We start from the raw sequence: 17,286 nt of genomic DNA, 5'->3' as shown, positions 1-17,286 counted from the left end.
AAATTTGGCCCCGCCTCAGCGGCAAACCACCCGCCCGTGGGGCAAGGCCTTGCCTCACGGGCACAGACCGTCGGGCAGGCCGACTTCCTGCATCAGCCGCCCCGGACAGGCAGCCTCCGCGGAAGACCGGGACGGCCGGCCACCACGGGACTCCTCGACCGACCCCCGAGGTTGGAGGGCAAAGATTTGCCCCTCAGCTCATGACAGAGAGCCTGCTCTCGGCTGCCCCGGATGGGGATCAGCTGCGGTGGCCTTCCGCGCGGGCTGAAGGGTGGACCGCCGGCGGGCGAAAATTGGCCCGGCGGCGGCTCGGCGGGGGCCCGTCAGCGGCTCGCCGGGGGGCGAAGTGCTCCGCGAGGGCGGTGGGTGTCACGCCGGCAGCGTGCTGCACATCAGGGCGGCGAGGGTGCGCCCCTGGGGATAGAGGAGTGCGGCCGGGGGGAGGGCGGCAGGGGCGCCGGCGTGGAGCACGGTGATGGTGCCGGCGCCGGTGCGCGTGGGGTCGGTGACCCGGCGCAGGGCCTGGGCGGCGACGGCGTCGGCGGAGCCGTGCAGGGTGAGCGCCGGGGAGGCGGTGGGGGCGACGGCGGCGCGGATGCGGTCGTCGACCAGTTCGTAGTGCGTGCAACCGAGGACGATCGCGGCGGTGCCGGCGGGGGTGCGGGCGGCGGCGTCGGCGATGGCGGCGGTGATGGCGGCGTCGTCGCCGTGTTCGATGGCGTCGGCGAGGCCGGGGCAGGCCACCTCGGTCACGTCCGCGGTACCGCCGAAGTCGCGGATCAGGCCGTGCTGGTAGGCGCTGCCGGTGGTGGCCGGGGTGGCCCAGATGGCCACGGAGCCGCCGAGGGCGGCGGCGGGCTTGATCGCCGGGACGGTGCCGACGACGGGCAGTCCGGGTTCGAGTTCGGCCCGGAGGGTGGCGAGCGCGTGCACGGAGGCGGTGTTGCAGGCGATGACCAGCGCGTCCGGTTCGAGCGCCGCGGCGGCGAGCGAGCAGCCGCGGGCGAGGTCGGTGACCTCTTCGGAGGTGCGCGGCCCCCAGGGCATCGAAGCCGGGTCGGAGGAGAGCACCAGATCGACGTCCGGGCGCAGCTTCCGAAGGGCGGCGGCGGCGGCCAGCAGGCCAATTCCGGAGTCCATCAGTGCGATCTTCACGGGGCAAGACTTTAGTCGATCCGCCCGATCCGGCCGGTTCTGCGGCAAACTGCGGGAGTGACCGTCCTGTTGTGGATCGCCGCGTTCTCCCTGCTGGTCTGGCTCTGGTTGGCGTGCTGCCACGGGCTGTTCTGGCGCACCGACGTGCGGTTGCCGCCGCGCCGTCCGCCGGTGCGCTGGCCGCAGGCGGCGGTGGTGGTGCCGGCCCGGGACGAGGCGCAGGTGCTGCCGGTGAGCCTGCCGACGCTGCTGGCCCAGAAGTACCCGGGGCGGGCGCGGGTGATCCTGGTGGACGACCACAGTTCGGACGGCACGGGCGCGGTGGCGGCGGAGCTGCGGACGATGGACGGGCTGGAGCTGACCGTCACGACTCCTCCCCCGTTGCCCCCGGGGTGGACGGGCAAGTTGTGGGCGCTGCGGCACGGGGTGGAGCTGGCCGGTCCGGACGTCGAGTACCTGCTGCTGACGGACGCGGACATCGCGCACGGGCCGGACTCGCTGGCGGAGCTGGTGACCGCAGCGGAGAGCAACGGGCTGGACCTGGTGTCGCAGATGGCCCGGCTGCGGGTGGAGACCGGCTGGGAGCGGCTGATCGTGCCGGCCTTCGTCTACTTCTTCGCGCAGCTGTACCCGTTCCGCTGGAGCAACCGGCCCGGTGGGCGGACGGCGGCCGCGGCGGGCGGCTGTTCGCTGGTGCGGCGGGAGGCGCTGGAGCGGGCCGGCGGGGTGGCCGCGATCCGGGGTGCGGTGATCGACGACGTGTCGCTGGCGCGGGCGGTGAAGTCCTCGGGCGGGCGGACCTGGCTGGGGCTGGCCGGGGCGGTGGACAGCGTCCGACCGTACCCCCGGCTGGAGCAGTTGTGGCGGATGGTGTCGCGCAGCGCGTACGCCCAGTTGCGGCATTCGCCGCTGCTACTGCTCGGGACGGTGCTGGGGCTGGGGCTGGTGTACCTGGTGCCGCCGGTGGCCGCAGCGGCCGGGCTGGTCGCGGGGGCGCCGGCGGTGGCGGTGGCGGGCGGGGCGGCCTGGGCGCTGATGGCGGGCACCTACCTGCCGATGGTGCGGTACTACCGGCAGCCGGCGCCGGCCGTGCTGCTGCTGCCCTTCACGGCGGGTCTGTACCTGCTGATGACGGTGGACTCGGCGGTGCAGCACTGGCGGGGCCGGGGCGCGGCGTGGAAGGGCCGGACGTACTCGCGGGCCTGAGCGTTCCGGGCCCCGAATTCGCGGGCACGGCAGGCCGGTTGGCTCCATACTGCTCGAATGGACCGCCAGAGGATCTCCCGTCTCGCCCATGCCCACCACCCGATCGCGGCGCCGCTGACGGACGAGTCGGTGGCCCTGCTGCTGGAGCGCGCGACCGCCGGGGCGGCGGACGGCCGGGCGCTGGACCTCGGCTGCGGCGAGGGGGCGTGGCTGGTCCGGGCGCTGGCGGCGCGTCCGCGCTGGCGGGCGGTGGGGGTGGATCTGGACGCGGCGGCGCTGACCCGGGCCAGGGAGGCGGCGACCGTGCTCGGCGTGGCGCGCCGGATCGGCCTGCACCACGTGGACGCGCGGGAGTTCGACTCGGTCGAGCCCTTCGACCTGGTGCTGTGCGTGGGCGCCACCCACGCCTTCGGCGGGCTGCTGCCGACGCTGGCGGCGGCCCGCGAGCACCTGGCCCCGGGCGGGCGGGTGCTGGTCGGCGAGGGCTTCTGGGAGCGGGAGCCGTCCCGGGCGGCCCTGGACGGGCTGGGCGCGGCCCGGGACGACTACGCGGACCTGGCGACCACCACGGACCGGGTGCTGGCGGACGGCTGGACACCGGTGTCCGGTTACGTGAGCAGCCCGCAGGAGTGGGACGACTACGAGTTCGCGTGGACGGGTGCGCTGGCCGAGTGGGCGCTGGAGCACCCGGACGACCCCGACGCGGCGGCCGCCCGGGAGGCCGCGGACCGGCACCGGCGGGAGTGGCTGCACGGCTACCGGGGGACGTTCGGCTTCGTGACGTACCTGCTGCGCCGGGACTGAACCGCCGGGCGGGGCGGGCCGCCGGAGGGCTGTCCGACCCCGGCCCGCGGCGGGCTCAGTTCCCGCGCAGCTGCTCCTGCTGGACCAGGTAGTCCAGCACCTCGGGCATCGCCTCGACGCCACCGGCCTTGCTCGGCGAAGTCCGGTACTCGCCCTGGACGACCACCGTCGGCAGCTCGTTGACGCCGTAGCGGACGAACTCGACGGCGGCCTCGTCGACCGACCGCGCCACCTCGTCGGAGCGGTACGTCCGGCGGAAGAGCTGGGCGTCCACGCCGTGGCGTACCGCCCAGTCGGTGGCGGTGGCCTCGGTGGTGAGGTCGGTCTGGTCGGTGCGCACCGAGCGGAAGACGCTGCTCTGCAGGCGCTCGACCAGGCCCAGGCGCTCCAGCGTGTAGTACAGGCGCGCGTGGCCGCGCTGGGCGCCCTCGTCCGGGCCGCCCGGCCAGATCGCCGGGACGCGCCGCAGGGCGACGTCCGCGCGGTGCTTCTCGGCCCAGGCCTGCAAGGGCTGTTCGAGCTGCTGGGAGTGGACGCAGTCGTACCAGAAGAACTCGGCCGCCTCCGTGCGGACGCTCTCGCGCACCGGCTGCGGATGGTCCAGCTTGACGAACTGGGCACCCTCGGAGGGGGGTTGGTGACTCACCGCGCCGGCCTGGAGGGGGGATACGGCGATCCCGGCGGCGATGGCGAGCAGGACGGTGGACCGCAGCAGCGACTTCGAGTTCACACCGGGCAGTGTGCTGGCGGCGGTTCGTTACCGTCGAGTTCGGCCGGGCACGCTGGCCCGGATTCGCCCGATCGGCCCAGCCCGACGCCCGGCCCGGCGCGCAACCCGACACCCGGCCCGGCGCGCAACCCGACACCCGGCCCAGCACCCGGCCCGGCGCGCAACCCGACGCCCGGCCCGGCCCGCCGCCGCGGGTCTGTCACGGACCGGTGCGCGCCCCCGGGCCACCCCCCGCCCACACCTCGGCGACCAGCCCCTGCCAGGCGTCCACCACGGCGCCGAGCTCGAAGTGCTCCAACGCGTGCGCCCGGGCGGCCGCGCCGAGGCCCGCACGGTTGCACGCCAGCACCTTGGCCAGCGCCTCGGCGAGGGCGAGCGGGTCCCCGGGGGCGACGAGCGCGCCGGTCGCGCCGTCCCGGACCACCTCGCGCACCCACCCGACGTCGGTGGCGACGGCGGGCACGCCGGCCAGCGCCGCCTCGATCAGCGCGCCGGGCACGCCCTCGCTGTCGCTGGTGAGCAGCAGCGCGTCGGCGGCCCGGTAGAGCGGCGCCGGATCGGGCAGGGCGCCGAGGAAGTGGGCGCGGGAGGCGGCCGGGTGGCGGGCCAGCGTCTCGCGCAGCGGGCCGTCCCCGGCGATGGCCAGCCGGACGTCCGGCAGCCGGTCGAGGACGTCGAGGGCGAGGTCGAGCCGCTTCTCCGGGGCGATCGCGCCGATCCAGGCGACCAGCAGGACGTCGGCGGGCAGGCCGAGCGCGTGCCGGGCGGCGCGCCGGTCGGCCCGGCCGTCGGCGGGCGGATAGCTCTCGGCGGCCCGGGAGTTGGAGATCACGTGCACCTTGCCGTCGGGCAGCCGGAACTGCCCCTCCAGGACGGCGCGGGCCTCGTCGGTGAGCGTGGTGACGGCGGCCGCGCGGTGCATCAGCGCGCCGCCGCGCACCCGGCGCAGCCGGTTCGCCGTCCAGTAGCGGGGGTGGCCGACGGAGACGTAGACGAAGGGGGTGCGGGTGCCGGCCAGGGCGAGGGCGCAGGCCGCCAGGGTGTCGGAGCCGTGGGCGAGCACCACGTCGGCGCCGCGGGCGGCCGCGCGCAGCGCCCGCAGGGTGCCGGGGCGCAGGCGGCCGGAGCCGAGGACGGCGGCGCGTAAGTCCTCCTCGTCGGCGCAGGCGCCGGGGTCCGGGTCGGGCTGCCGGTCGGGCCCGTCGGGGCTGGCGCCCGGACCGGCCCCGGCGCGAACTCCGGTGCGGTCCGCGGCGCGGGGCCCGGGGAGGGCGGGACCGGGGGGCCCGGGGGACGGGTGCGGGGCGAGGGCGCACAGGGCGGAGGCCTGGCCCCGGCGGCGCAGTTCCCGGTGGAGGTCACGAGCGAAGTTCTGGGCGCCGCCGCGGCGTGGATCACTGATCAGGTGCAGGACGCGGGGACGGGTTCCGGCCGGGTCGGCCGACGTATGGTCGGGCATGGACCGACCTTGGCACAGCGCCCCGCGCCGTACAGCCCCTTCGCGCAACCTGGTGGTGGCCCGTGCGCCCGCGTGAATACACCTGATGTGCGCTGGTCGACTGCGGCCGTGCGCCGGTTGCTCCCGTCGTGCGCCCTGTTCCGCCCCCTCTCGCCCTGCCTCGCCTCGCCGCACCCCGGCGCCCGACCCCGGCCGCCGTACGGCTGGCGGGCCTGACGGCCACCTGCGATGCTGATCACCAGTCAGGGGGCGTCCGGCACGGGAGAACGGACGCGCCCGCAGCGGGCGGGGGTGGCCGGTGCAGGTGCTTCTGGTGGTCGACAGCGTGAACCGGACCGGCGGGGCGGAGCGCGCCCTGGTCTCGATGGCTCCCCAACTGGTGCGCGCCGGCGTCACGTTGGACGTCGCCTACCTCTACGACTCCCCCGGCGGCTGGCAGCCGGAGCTGACCGCGGCGGGCGCCGCCGTGTTCGGCGTCGGCCGACCGACCGGGGCCGCCACCGCCGCCGCGCTGCGCCGGCTGATCCGCGAACGCCGGCCCGATCTCGTCCACACCGCCCGCCACGCCTCGGACGTGCTCGGCCGCGCCGCCGCCCTGGCCGCCCGCACCCCGGTGGTTTCCAGCCTCCTCGACCCGGCGTACGGACCGGAGCAGTCGGCGGCGCACGGGGCGAGCCCCTGGCGGATGCGCACCGCGCAGGCCCTGGACGCGGCCACCGCCCAGGGCGCCCGCCGCTTCCACGCGCTCACCCGGCACGTGGCCGGCACGATGGCACGGCGGCTGCGCGTCCCCCGGCGCCGGATCGACGTGGTGCCGCGCGGGCTCGACCCGGAGCTGCTGGGCACGGCCACCCCGGAGCGGCGGGCCGCCGTGCGTGGTGCGCTGGAGCTGGCGCAGGACGTGCCGGTGGTGCTGGCCGCCGCCGGCCAGCACCACCGGAAGGGCCTGGACGTGCTGTTGACGGCCTGGCCGGCGATCCGGCGCGCGCAGCCCGGGGCCGTCCTGCTGCTCGCCGGCGCGGCGGGCCCGGAGAGCGCACGGCTGCGGGCGCTCGCCGAGTCCGCCGGGAGCGTCCGCCTGCTCGGGCCGCGCGAGGACGTGGCCGACCTGATGGCCGCTGCCGACGTGCTCGCCGTGCCGTCCCGCTGGGCGGGCCAGGGCGGCACGGCGATCGAGGCGATGGGCGTCGGGGTGCCGCTGGTCTGCGCGGACGTGCCGGCGTTGCGCGAGACGGTCGGCTCGGAGGACTACGCCCGGCTGGTGGCGCCGGAGCGGCCGGCCGAACTGGCGGCGGCGGTCGTCGACACGCTGGACGACCGGGCGGCGGCGCGGGTGCGGGCGAAGGCCGCGCGGGCACGGTTCCTGGCCTCGTTCACGCTGTCCCAGGTGTCCGCGCACATGGTCGAGTTCTACGAGCGCGCGCTGCGGGTGCGGCCGCTCTGACCCCTGCGACCCGGCGGCGGCCGGATCGACCCGTACGCGGAGCGCCCGGGCTGCGCCCGGATCCGGCCGGCGCGTCCTGCGGCCGGTTACGCGGATCGGGTGAAGGCGGTTGGACCTCGGCCCGGCCCGGTCGGCAGGATGTCCGGCCGGGGCGCCCGTCGCGCCGCCTCATCTCCCCCCTCCCCGTACGGATTTGGAGTCACCCGGTGTTCAAGGGATTCCGCAGCTTCCTGCTGCGCGGCAACGTGGTGGACCTCGCAGTCGGCATCGTGATCGGCGCGGCCTTCACCGCCGTGGTCACCGGGTTCGTCACCGCCTTCCTCACCCCGCTCATCGGGGTCGCCACCGGCGCCGTCGGCGACTTCACCCAGAAGACCTTCGAGGTGGCCGGCACCCGGTTCCCGTACGGGGTCTTCGTCAACGCGCTGATCGGGTTCGTGCTGGTCGCCGCGGTGATCTACTTCGCCGTGGTGCTTCCGGTCGGCAGGCTGCAGGCGCGCTTCGAGTCGGCCAAGCCGGCGCCGGTCGTGAAGGTCGACTGCCCGGAGTGCCTGAGCCCGATTCCGGCCGCGGCGACCCGCTGTTCCTTCTGCACCTCGGAGGTCGCGGGCCGGCCGGGCCTCCCGGCGCAGGCGCAGGCGTTGCAGGCGAGCTGACCACTGGCCCGAGGCCGCTGACGGGGACTTTATTCCCGAAACATTCACGAGCCCTCGTCGGACCGTCGGCGGGGGCTCGAATGCGCCGGCGCACGCCCTGTCCGCAAAAGTTTCTCCGGCGGGCCCCGAACCGTCCACCGCCCGGTCACCGCAAGGGTTCGCCGCGCCGCCGTCCGGGTACTGTTCGATCACTGACGGCACGCCAAGGTTGTCCGGAACTGAACGCCGGTATGTCCGTTCTTCCTACTTTCGAAACCTTTGTGCGAGCGAAGACTGTGTAAACAGTCGAACTGCTCCCCCTCCCGCTCTCCTCAGCAGGCGCGTTGTGGGCTTACCGTATGCCCCATGACCTCGCCCCGCTCCTACGACGGAGTCGGCTACCCCTCTCCGTCCTTCTCCTCCGGCACGCCGATCTACGACAGCCTCGTGGCTGAGCGCGGCGTCCCCCAGATCGCACCCATCAACGTGCCGGCGGCCCTTCCGCCGGCCATGTCGTCCGGTTACGGGGCCAGCGCCGGCCCGTCCTACGAGAACCGGTACGGCAACGGGTACGAGAGCGCCGGCAGCAACCTCCCCGCGCTGCCGCCCGCCCGCCTCGCCCTGGGCCCCGGCCCGAGCAGCGGCCCCTCCGCCGGTCCCGCCACGGCGTACATCCCCGCGCAGCCCGCGCCGGCGTACGCCTCCGCGCCCCAGCCGCCCGTCCCCGGCTACGGCGCCCCCCAGCAGTACCAGCGGCCGCAGCCCGCCGCACCGGCCTTCGCCCAGACCGCCAGCGGCGGCTACCAGCCGACCGGCGGCCAGAGCTTCGGCGGCCAGAACACCTTCATCGGCGGCCAGGGCGGCCAGCAGTCCTTCGGCGCCCAGCCGATCGGCGGTCCGGGCGCGTTCGGCCCCGGGCAGCCGGGCGGCCAGCCGCAGGGCGGTCCGCAGAGCCTCGGCGGCCAGCAGTCCTTCGGTGGCCCCGGCCAGGCCGGCCCCGGCTTCCAGGGCCAGGGCGGCGACCAGGGCTTCGGCGGCGCCCAGCTGCGCCCGGCCATGGCGCCGGTCCGCCCGATGCAGCCGCAGCGCCCGGGCCCGTACGGCGAGCCCGGCCACAACGCCTACAACGCGGGGGGCCAGCAGGGCGGCTACCAGCAGCAGGGCCAGGGCTACTGAGCCACTGACCTCCAGGGCCGGACCCCACCCGGCCCGCACCCGCACCACCTGAGCACCACCCGGCGCGCTCCCCGCGCCGGGCGTACGGAGAAACGGGTCATCCACGGACCGCCCGGAACGCCCCCCACGGCGTCCCGGGCGGTCCGTGCGCGTACGGGGGCCCTGCGGACCGCCGGGAACCGGCTGGCAGGATGGGGGAATGCAGCTCACCGGACTCCACGTCTACCCCGTCAAGTCCATGTACCGCCTGAGCCCCGACACCGCCGCCGTCGAACCCTGGGGCCTGGCCGGAGACCGCCGCTGGATGCTCGCCGACACCACCGGACGCTTCGTCAGCCAGCGCGAGAACGCCGCCCTCGGCCAGATCCGGCCCGACCTGCTCCCCGACGGCGCGCTCTCCCTCACCGCCCCCGACGGCTCCCGGATCGAGGTCCCCGCGCCCGCCGTCGCAGCCGGCGACCCGCTCGCCGAGGTCGAGGTCTGGGGCACCCGCTTCCGCGCCGCCGAGGCCGCCAAGGAAGCGCACCGGTGGATCGCCGAACACCTCGGCGACTACCGCCTGGTCCACCTGGACGACCCGCACGCCCGGCCGGCCGACCCCGACTACGCCGAGCCCGGCACCACCGTCTCGATGGCCGACGGCTTCCCCCTGCTGCTCACCACCACCGCCTCGCTGGAACGGCTCAACGAACTGATCGCCGCCGAGCACCCCGACGGCCACGAGCCGCTGCCGATGGAGCGCTTCCGCCCCAACGCCGTGGTGGGCGGCGCCGAGCCGTGGGCCGAGGACGGCTGGCGCCGGATCCGGATCGGCGACCTCACCTTCAAGGTCGTCAAGCCCTGCGGCCGCTGCGTCATCACCACCACCGACCAGGAGAGCGGCGAGCGGCGCGGCCCCGAACCACTGCGCACCCTGGCCCGGCACCACCGGCTGCTGAAGAAGGCCGCGTTCGGGCAGAACCTGATCCCGGAGCGGCCGGCCGGCACCACCGGCGACGTGCTCGGCACGCTGCGCGTCGGCGACCGGGTCGAGGTGCTGGAGGACGGGGCGCAGTGGCCCGCCGACGCGCGGGGGTGAACCGGCGGCGCTCCGGTTCACCGGCTCCCCCCGCCGCCGCCCCTGCGGCGCGTCCCCGTCTCGGAACCACAGGTGTGCGCGCTCGTTGAACATGTGGTCGGAACCTGTGGCGAAGGCGCGAGCCCCCGGTGCCCGCGCGACCGCGGCCGACCGGACCACCCATGGAGGCGCGCTACGGTGGGCGGGCGGCCCGCGCGTACGGCCCGTTGAACGCCGGCTCGACGAAGGTGGGGACGACAGACCGTCATGGCAGAGCACAGGGTCCGGGTCACCCAGGACAGCGCATCCCGCTGGCGCCGCCGCGCAGGCGAGTACGACACCCTCGCGGAGGCCCTCGCGGCCGCCGAACCGGGCGACACCGTGACCGTCCGGCCGGGGACGTTCCGGGAGAACGTACTGCTGGACAAGCCCGTGACGATCGTCCCGGCCCAGGGCCCGGGCACCGTCCGGATCGACCCGCCGTCCGGAGTGGCGCTGACCGTCACCGCCGACGCCATCGTCCGCGACCTCGTCGTCGAAGGCGGCGACAGCTCCACCCCGGCCGTCCTGATCACCGGGCCGCAGACCGCACCCTCGCTCAGCGGCTGCCGGATCGAGACCCGCTCCGCCACCGGCATCGAGATCACCGACGGTGCCCGGCCCACCCTGCGCGGCTGCGTCGTCGCCAACCCGGCCGGACTCGGGCTGCGCCTGCGCGGCCCCGGCACCGCCGCCGCCCTGGAGGACTGCGAGGTCGCCGCCGCCGGGCAGGCCGGACTCGCCGTCCTCGGCGGCGCCACCGCCGCCCTCGACCGCTGCCGGGTCCACCACGCCGTCGGCGCCGGCGTCCTGCTCTCCGACCCGGGCAGCGCCGCCGAACTGACCGGCTGCGAGATCTACGAGATCCGCGGCAGCGGCGTCCAGGCCGAATCACAGGCCCGCGGGCGGCTCGTCGACTGCGAGATCCACCGGGTCACCGGCAACGGCCTGACCCTGGACGGCGAGGCCGAACTCGTCCTCACCGGCTGCCGGGTGCACGACCTGCCGGAGAACGGCGCCGACCTGCGCGGCCGCTCCCGGCTCAGCCTCAACCACAGCACCGTCCGGGACTTCGGGCGCGGGGCGCTCTCGGTCTGGGACCAGGGCACCGAGGCCGTCGCCGAGTCCTGCCAGATCCACGGCTCCACCGGCGAGTACCCGGCGCTGTGGGTCAGCGACGGCGCCCGGCTCACCCTCACCGACTGCTCGCTGTACGACCTGCCGGACGCGCTGTTCGTCCTCGACCGGGACTCCGCCGCCACCGCCGCGGACTGCTCCTTCAGCCGGATCCGCAGCTCGGCGGTCTCGGTCAGCGGCGGCGCGGCGGTGACCCTCACCGGCTGCCGGGTCCAGGAGGCCGGCACCGGCCTGTGGTTCCGCGACCACGGCAGCGGCGGCCTGCTCACCGGCTGCGAGATCTCCGACGTGGCCACCGGGGTGATCGTCACCAAGGGCGCCGACCCGGTGCTGCGCGACTGCACCGTCCGGGCCAGCACCGACGCCGGCGTGTACGTCTCGGCGCAGGGGCGGGGCACCTTCGAGGACTGCCGGGTCTCGCACGGCAAGGGCTTCGGCTTCCACATCATCGACGGCTGCCGCACCCAACTGACCCGCTGCCGGGCCGAGCAGAACGAGCGGGCCGGCTTCGAGTTCTCCGAGCCCGGGCCGGTCGCCGAGGGCTGCACCTCGGACGACGTCGCACCGGCCGCCGGTGCGGCCGAGGTGCCGGGCCCGCGGGCCGCCCAACTGGCCTCCACCAGCACCCCGTTGGCCGGGAGGGCCGGGAAGGCCGGGGTGGCCGGCACCGCCGCCGCGTCGGCCGCCACCTCGGCGATCGCCCCGATCCCGGACTGCCGGCCCGCCGACGAGGCGCTCGCCGAACTGGACGCGCTGGTCGGGCTGGCCACCGTCAAGCAGGAGGTGCGCACACTCATCGACCTGATCTCGGTCGGCAAGCGCCGCCGCCAGGCCGGGCTCAAGGCGCCCTCGCTGCGCCGGCACCTGGTCTTCACCGGCGCCCCCGGCACCGGCAAGACCACCGTCGCCCGGCTCTACGGCGAGATCCTCGCCTCACTCGGGGTGCTCCAGCGCGGACACCTGGTCGAGGTGGCCCGGGTCGACCTGGTCGGTGAGCACATCGGCTCCACCGCGATCCGCACCGCCGCCGCCTTCGACCGCGCGCGCGGCGGGGTGCTCTTCATCGACGAGGCGTACGCGCTCGCCCCCGAGGACGGCGCGCGCGACTTCGGGCGGGAGGCCATCGACACCCTGGTCAAGCTGATGGAGGACCACCGGGACGAAGTGGTCGTCATCGTGGCCGGCTACACCCTGGAGATGGAGCGCTTCCTCTCCGCCAACCCCGGTGTCTCGTCCCGCTTCTCACGCACCGTCACCTTTCCCGACTACACGGCGGACGAGCTGCTGGAGATCGCCCGGGCCCAGTGCGCCGAGCACGAGTACGCGCTCGCCGAGGCGACCGAGGGCGTGCTGCTGGACCACTTCGCCCGGCTGGAGCGCGGCCCCAACTTCGGCAACGGACGCACTGCGCGGCAGGTCTTCGAGACCATGGTCGAGCGGCACGCGATGCGGGTCGCCCACCTCGCGGACCCCTCGACGGAGGAGCTCCAACTCCTCGTCCCGGCCGACCTGCCGGGCGCGCCGCTGCCCTGACGCCGGGGGGCTCGGCGCTGTGGCGTCGGGCGGGGAGGGCGGCGAACAGATAACAGAGTCTGAAATCTGTTATCTGAAAGCTGTTATCTGTTATCTGTTCGCGGTCATTTGTTCGCCGCCGCCAACGCGAGCAGGTGGGCAGGCGGGCGAGCGGGCGGCCGGCGACCTCGGCGTCAGCCCGTCCAGGCACCGCCGGCGAGGAAGGACTCCAGCACGGCCCGGTACGGCGCGATGTCGATCCGCTCGCCGGCCAGCCAGTCGTCCGAGTAGTACTTGTCCAGGTAGCGGTCGCCCGGGTCGCAGATCAGACCGACCACGCTGCCCCGCCGCCCCGCCGCCCGCATCTCGGCGACGATCTTCAGCGCGCTCCACAGCCCCGTCCCGGTGGACGCCCCCGCCTTCTTCCCGAGCACCTGCTCCAGCACCCGCACGGCGGCGATGGAGGCGGCGTCCGGCACCTTCATCATCCGGTCGATCGCCCCCGGGACGAAGCTCGGCTCCATCCGGGGCCGTCCGATGCCCTCGATCCGCGAGCCCCGCTCGCAGACGGCGTCCGGGTCGTGGTGCACCCAGCCGTCGAAGAAACAGGAGTTCTCCGGATCGGCGACGCAGATCCGGGTGTCGTACTGCATGTAGTGCACGTACCGGGCGATGGTCGCCGAGGTGCCGCCCGTCCCGGCGGTGGCGACGATCCAGGCCGGCTCGGGGTGCGGCTCCAGGCGCAGCTGGGCGAAGACCGACTCGGCGATGTTGTTGTTGCCGCGCCAGTCGGTGGCCCGCTCGGCGTAGGTGAACTGGTCCATGTAGTGCCCGCCGGTGCTCTCGGCGAGCCGGGCGGAGGCCTCGTACACCTCGTCCGAGCGGTCGACCAGGTGGCACTCGCCGCCGTGGAACTCGATCAGGTCGATCTTGGCCTGGCTGGTGCTCTTGGCCATGACCGCGATGAACGGCACCCCGACGAGCTGCGCGAAGTACGCCTCCGAGACGGCGGTGGAACCGCTGGAGGCCTCGATCACCGGCTTGCCGGGGCGGATCCAGCCGTTGCAGAGCCCGTGGAGGAAGAGCGAGCGGGCCAGGCGGTGCTTGAGCGAGCCGGTCGGGTGGGTGGACTCGTCCTTGAGGTAGAGGTCGATCCCCCACTCGCCCGGCAGCGGGAAGCGCAGCAGGTGGGTGTCGGCGGAGCGGTTGGCGTCGGCCTGGACCTTGCGCACCGCCTCCTTGAGCCAGGCGCGGTACTGCGGGTCGGTCCGGTCGACGTCGACGGTCGGTTCGATGCCGGTGGTCGGCGCGACGTCGACGGTCGGCTCGACGGTCGGCTCGACGCTCGCGGTCGACTCGATGCCGCTCGCTCCGCCGGACTGGGTCCCGCCGGGTTGGGTGCTCATGGCCACTCTCCCTCGTTACGACCCCCCACTGCTCACTACGAGTGTATGAGAGTCACGATAAGTGACCGTTTTCACAGTCCCAGCTTCCGCTTATCGCCCCTGGTCCGACCTGTCGCCCCCAGCCCGACGCCCGGCCCCGGGTTCAGCCCGCCGTCACCGACTGCGGGTCCGCCAGGTACGGCCCCCAGCCCAGCTCCGCCGCACCCGCGAGCGCACCGTGCGCCAGCTCCGCGCCGACGATCGGCACCCGTCCGCTGCGCCCCCACAGGCTGCGCTCGGCGACCACCGCGCGCAGCCGCTCGGGCGCGGCCTCCAGCAGGTCGAGGTGGAGCCCGCTGAGGACCACCCGGTCCGGGTTGAGGATGTTGGCGACGCCCGCGAGTCCGAGCCCGAGCCGGTCGATGACGTGTTCCACGGCGGCCCGCGCGCGCTCGTCGGTGGCGGCCGCCCGGCACAGTTCGCGCGCCTGGTCGAGCAGCGGACGCCCCGGTTCGGGGGTGAGCCCGGCGGCGGCGAACAGTGCGTCGGGGTCGGTCTCGGAGTTCAGGCAGCCCCGGTTGCCGCACGGGCAGAGCCGGCCCTGCGGGTCGACGGTGAGGTGGCCGACCTCCAGGGCCAGCCCGGCGCTGCCGGTGTGCAGGTGGCCGTCGATCACCAGCGCACCGCCGACGCCGCGGTGGCCGGAGGTGACGAGGAGCAGGTGACGGGCACCGCGCCCGGCACCGTGCCGGTACTCGGCGAGCGCGGCGAGGTTGGCGTCGTTGGCGAGGGCGGTGGGCAGTGGCCGACGGGCGCCGGGGCCGTGGTCGGCGCGGCCCACCTCGACGTCGTACAGGTCGGCGACCGGGGTGCCGCTGGGCCAGGCGAAGTGCAGTGCGGCGAGCGCGGCGCCGTCGGGTTCGGTGACCGGGTTGGGCAGGGCGAGCGCGGCGCCGAGGCAGCGCCGGCTGGTCGCGCGGGCGAGTTCGGCGCCCGCCTCGGCGACGGCGCGCAGCATCCGGACGGGGTCGGTGGCGGCGGGCAGCGGCAGGTGGACGGGCGGGTCGAGCAGGCCGCCGAGGCCGGCCAGGGTGACGCTCAGTCCGTCGGCGTGGATCTGCCCGGCGACCACGACCGGGCCCTGCGGGTCGATCGCGAGCCGGTGCGAGGGGCGTCCGCGTCCGCCGCCGGCCGGGCGCGAGTCGACGGTGATCAGCCCGAGCGCCTCCAGTTCGGCCGTGACGGCCCCGGCGGTGGCCCGGGTGACGTCCAGCGCGCGGGTGAGCGCCGAGCGGGTGGGCGTCTGTCCGGTGTGGATGAGCGAGAGCGCGGGGCCGAGCAGCGTCCGACCGCGATCGGGGGCCGCGCGGCGGTGGGCGTCGCGCTGCGCTTCGAGGTCGGTTCCGGAACCTGGTCGCGGACTTGAAGGTGAGAGCTGCACGCCCCTATTGTGACTTTGTGCCGCTTCGAAACAAAATCCGCCCGCGTCCTCGACCCGACCAGACCTCCCCCCAGTCTCTCAGCACACCCCCCGGCACGGACAGCCCCTGGGGCTCGGCACGGCTCGCACTCACCGCGTTCTTCGCCGTCGACGGCTTCCTCTTCGCCGCCTGGGTGGTCCGCATCCCGGACATCCGCAGCCAGGTCAACGCCTCGCACAGCGCCCTCGGGCTGGCCCTGCTCTGCCTGTCGATCGGCGCCGTCCTCACCATGCCGCTCGTCGGGCGGCTGTGCCTGCGGTACGGCTCGCGCCCGGTGACCGTCGGCTCGCTCGCCCTGCTCAGCCTCGCCGTCCCGCTGCCCGCACACGCCCACTCGGTCACCGCGCTCGGCGGCGTGCTGCTGCTCTTCGGCGCCGGGTACGGCGGCGCCAACGTCGCGATGAACAGCGCCGCCGTCGACCTGGTGGCGCAGCTGCGACGGCCCGTCATGCCGAGCTTCCACGCCGGGTACAGCCTCGGCGGTCTGCTCGGCGCGGGCCTCGGCGGGCTCCTCGCCGGTGCGCTGAGCACCGCCTGGGCGCTCGCGCTCGGCGGTCTGCTCGGCCTCGCCGTCACCGCCGCCGCAGGCGTCGTCCTGCTGCGCAGCCCGGCCGCGCCGCTGGTCGCGCCCGGCCGCACGGGCGACGGCGACGCCACGGGCGACGACGCGAACGGCCACGGCACCCGCGCCACGGCCGGCCGCGCCGCCCCGCACCTGCGGCTGCTCGTCCTGCTGCTCGGCCTCACCGCGCTGTGCACCGCGTACGGCGAAGGCGCGATCGCCGACTGGACCACCCTCCACCTCACCGACGACGTCCACGCCAGCCCCGGGACGGCCGCCGCCGGGTACGCCGCGTACGCCTTCGCCATGACCAGCGGACGGGTCGGCGGCACCTGGCTGTCCATCCGGCTCGGCCAGACCCGGCTGATGCTGCTCGGCGGCCTGACCGCGGCGGCCGGCATGCTGGTCGCCGCCCTCGCCCCGGTGGTGCCGCTGGCCGTCTGCGGGTTCGTCCTGGTCGGCCTCGGCCTCGCCAACCTCTTCCCCCTCGCGATCGCCCGGGCCGGTGCGGCGGGCGGCCCGCAGGGCGTCGCGTTCGCCTCGACGCTCGGGTACGGCGGCATGCTGATCGGTCCGGTGGTGATCGGCTTCCTCGCCGACGCGGCGGGGCTGCCGATGGCCCTGGCCACCGTCGCGGTGGCGGCCACGGCGGCGGCGCTCCTACCGCTGGCCGTCCGTCGGCGCTGACCGTCCGTCGGCGTTGGCCGCCCGCCGGCGCTGACCGTCCGTCGGCGCTGACGGGAGCACCCGGGTCGTCGGCACGGCCGGTCCGACCGACCCCACCGCCGACGGCCCCGGGCGACGCCCGACGCGGCCGCGCGCGGACGTGGTGGCAGGATGCGGGCCATGACGAGCAGCGGACGGATCCAGGTACTGCGGGCGGCCGAGCGCCCGGCCACGGCGTGGCTCAACGGGGGCGGGGTGACCAGGGAGGTCGCCGGTTTCCCCGTCGGGGCCGGGCTGGACGCCTTCGACTGGCGGGTCAGCCTCGCGGACGTCGCGTCGGCCGGGCCGTTCTCGCCGTTCCCCGGCGTCGACCGGGTGATCACCCTGGTCGAGGGCCCCGGCATGACGCTCACCGTCGACGGCGCCGAGCAGCTGGTCGACGCGCCCTTCCGCCCCTTCGCCTTCCCCGGTGACGCCGTGACGGACTGCCGGCTGTCGGCCGGCCCGGTGGTCGACTTCAACGTGATGACCCGTCGCGACCGGGTCGCCGCCGCCGTGGACGTGCTGTCCGCACCGGCCGTCGCGGACGTCCCGCCGGGGGCGACCGTCCTGCTGGTCTGCCTCGCCGGTTCGGCCGCCGTCGACGGTGACACGGTGCTCGACCGCTACGACGCCGCGCTGCTGGAGGGGGCCGGTCCGCGCGAGGTGCTGGTCCGGGCCGGCGGGGTCACCGCCGTGGTCACGCTCCGCCCGTCGCGCTGACGCCGAGGATCCGGGGCGCACGGGCGCCCGGACACCGGAACGCTGCGGCCCGGGAGGGAGGCCTCCCGGGCCGCAG

The 17,286-nt window shown here is 75.5% G+C and carries 14 protein-coding genes; 9 read left to right on the top strand and 5 right to left on the bottom strand.

What is annotated here, in order from left to right; translation table 11 throughout:
• Positions 1 to 369: 369 nt before the first annotated feature.
• Entirely contained in the window at positions 370 to 1,155 is a 786-nt protein-coding gene (locus ACFWPI_RS29295) for a glutamate racemase (protein WP_380379300.1), read from the bottom strand.
• A gap of 57 nt (positions 1,156 to 1,212) precedes the next feature.
• On the opposite strand from ACFWPI_RS29295, the gene ACFWPI_RS29290 reads away from it, so the two are divergent.
• Together ACFWPI_RS29290 and ACFWPI_RS29285 are read left to right on the top strand one after the other, a co-directional pair.
• Positions 1,213 to 2,361, top strand: a complete 1,149-nt coding sequence (locus tag ACFWPI_RS29290; RefSeq protein ID WP_380379302.1) for a glycosyltransferase — start codon at positions 1,213 to 1,215, stop codon at positions 2,359 to 2,361.
• A gap of 57 nt (positions 2,362 to 2,418) precedes the next feature.
• Entirely contained in the window at positions 2,419 to 3,165 is a 747-nt protein-coding gene (locus ACFWPI_RS29285; RefSeq protein ID WP_063350164.1) for a cyclopropane-fatty-acyl-phospholipid synthase family protein, read from the top strand.
• 55 nt (positions 3,166 to 3,220) lie between these two features.
• Here ACFWPI_RS29285 and ACFWPI_RS29280 read toward each other — a convergent pair whose 3' ends face one another.
• Both ACFWPI_RS29280 and ACFWPI_RS29275 read right to left on the bottom strand, forming a co-directional pair.
• The gene (locus tag ACFWPI_RS29280; RefSeq protein WP_063350163.1) at positions 3,221 to 3,895 is read right to left on the bottom strand and encodes a thiol:disulfide interchange protein DsbA/DsbL; all 675 of its coding nucleotides are present in this window, start codon (positions 3,893 to 3,895) and stop codon (positions 3,221 to 3,223) included.
• Positions 3,896 to 4,094: 199 nt separating this feature from the next.
• The gene (locus ACFWPI_RS29275) at positions 4,095 to 5,354 is read right to left on the bottom strand and encodes a glycosyltransferase family 4 protein (protein ID WP_380379304.1); all 1,260 of its coding nucleotides are present in this window, start codon (positions 5,352 to 5,354) and stop codon (positions 4,095 to 4,097) included.
• 313 nt (positions 5,355 to 5,667) lie between these two features.
• On the opposite strand from ACFWPI_RS29275, the gene ACFWPI_RS29270 reads away from it, so the two are divergent.
• The 5 genes from ACFWPI_RS29270 to ACFWPI_RS29250 all read left to right on the top strand — a co-directional run bounded on the left by ACFWPI_RS29270 (position 5,668) and on the right by ACFWPI_RS29250 (position 12,375).
• A complete protein-coding gene (locus ACFWPI_RS29270) occupies positions 5,668 to 6,798 on the top strand; it encodes a glycosyltransferase family 4 protein (RefSeq protein WP_380379306.1) in 1,131 nt (376 codons plus the stop codon).
• Positions 6,799 to 7,004: 206 nt separating this feature from the next.
• Positions 7,005 to 7,454 (top strand): large conductance mechanosensitive channel protein MscL, encoded by a 450-nt coding sequence (mscL, locus tag ACFWPI_RS29265; protein WP_063350160.1) that lies wholly within the window; start codon positions 7,005 to 7,007, stop codon positions 7,452 to 7,454.
• A gap of 345 nt (positions 7,455 to 7,799) precedes the next feature.
• On the top strand, positions 7,800 to 8,609 hold the full coding sequence (locus ACFWPI_RS29260) for a DUF6643 family protein (RefSeq protein WP_063350159.1): 810 nt from the start codon (positions 7,800 to 7,802) through the stop codon (positions 8,607 to 8,609).
• A 199-nt stretch (positions 8,610 to 8,808) separates the two neighbouring features.
• Positions 8,809 to 9,687, top strand: a complete 879-nt coding sequence (locus tag ACFWPI_RS29255; RefSeq protein WP_380379308.1) for an MOSC domain-containing protein — start codon at positions 8,809 to 8,811, stop codon at positions 9,685 to 9,687.
• Between the two features lie 246 nt (positions 9,688 to 9,933).
• Positions 9,934 to 12,375, top strand: a complete 2,442-nt coding sequence (locus ACFWPI_RS29250) for a right-handed parallel beta-helix repeat-containing protein (RefSeq protein WP_380379310.1) — start codon at positions 9,934 to 9,936, stop codon at positions 12,373 to 12,375.
• Between the two features lie 173 nt (positions 12,376 to 12,548).
• On the opposite strand, the gene ACFWPI_RS29245 is transcribed toward ACFWPI_RS29250, so the two are convergent.
• Positions 12,549 to 13,760: a PLP-dependent cysteine synthase family protein gene (locus ACFWPI_RS29245; protein WP_380379312.1), complete on the bottom strand. Its 1,212-nt coding sequence runs from the start codon at positions 13,758 to 13,760 to the stop codon at positions 12,549 to 12,551.
• Positions 13,761 to 13,902: 142 nt separating this feature from the next.
• Positions 13,903 to 15,180, bottom strand: a complete 1,278-nt coding sequence (locus ACFWPI_RS29240; protein WP_380379314.1) for an ROK family protein — start codon at positions 15,178 to 15,180, stop codon at positions 13,903 to 13,905.
• A 17-nt stretch (positions 15,181 to 15,197) separates the two neighbouring features.
• Between ACFWPI_RS29240 and ACFWPI_RS29235 the strand changes: the two genes are divergently transcribed.
• Positions 15,198 to 16,469 (top strand): MFS transporter, encoded by a 1,272-nt coding sequence (locus ACFWPI_RS29235; RefSeq protein WP_380379316.1) that lies wholly within the window; start codon positions 15,198 to 15,200, stop codon positions 16,467 to 16,469.
• Between the two features lie 159 nt (positions 16,470 to 16,628).
• Positions 16,629 to 17,210 (top strand): HutD family protein, encoded by a 582-nt coding sequence (locus ACFWPI_RS29230; protein WP_380379318.1) that lies wholly within the window; start codon positions 16,629 to 16,631, stop codon positions 17,208 to 17,210.
• The last annotated feature ends 76 nt before the right edge of the window (positions 17,211 to 17,286 follow it).

Source organism: Kitasatospora sp. NPDC058492, from assembly GCF_042720685.1.
Taxonomy (GTDB): domain Bacteria; phylum Actinomycetota; class Actinomycetes; order Streptomycetales; family Streptomycetaceae; genus Kitasatospora.
Note: the sequence above shows the minus strand (reverse complement) of the source record. Positions and strands in the feature narration are given on the sequence as shown.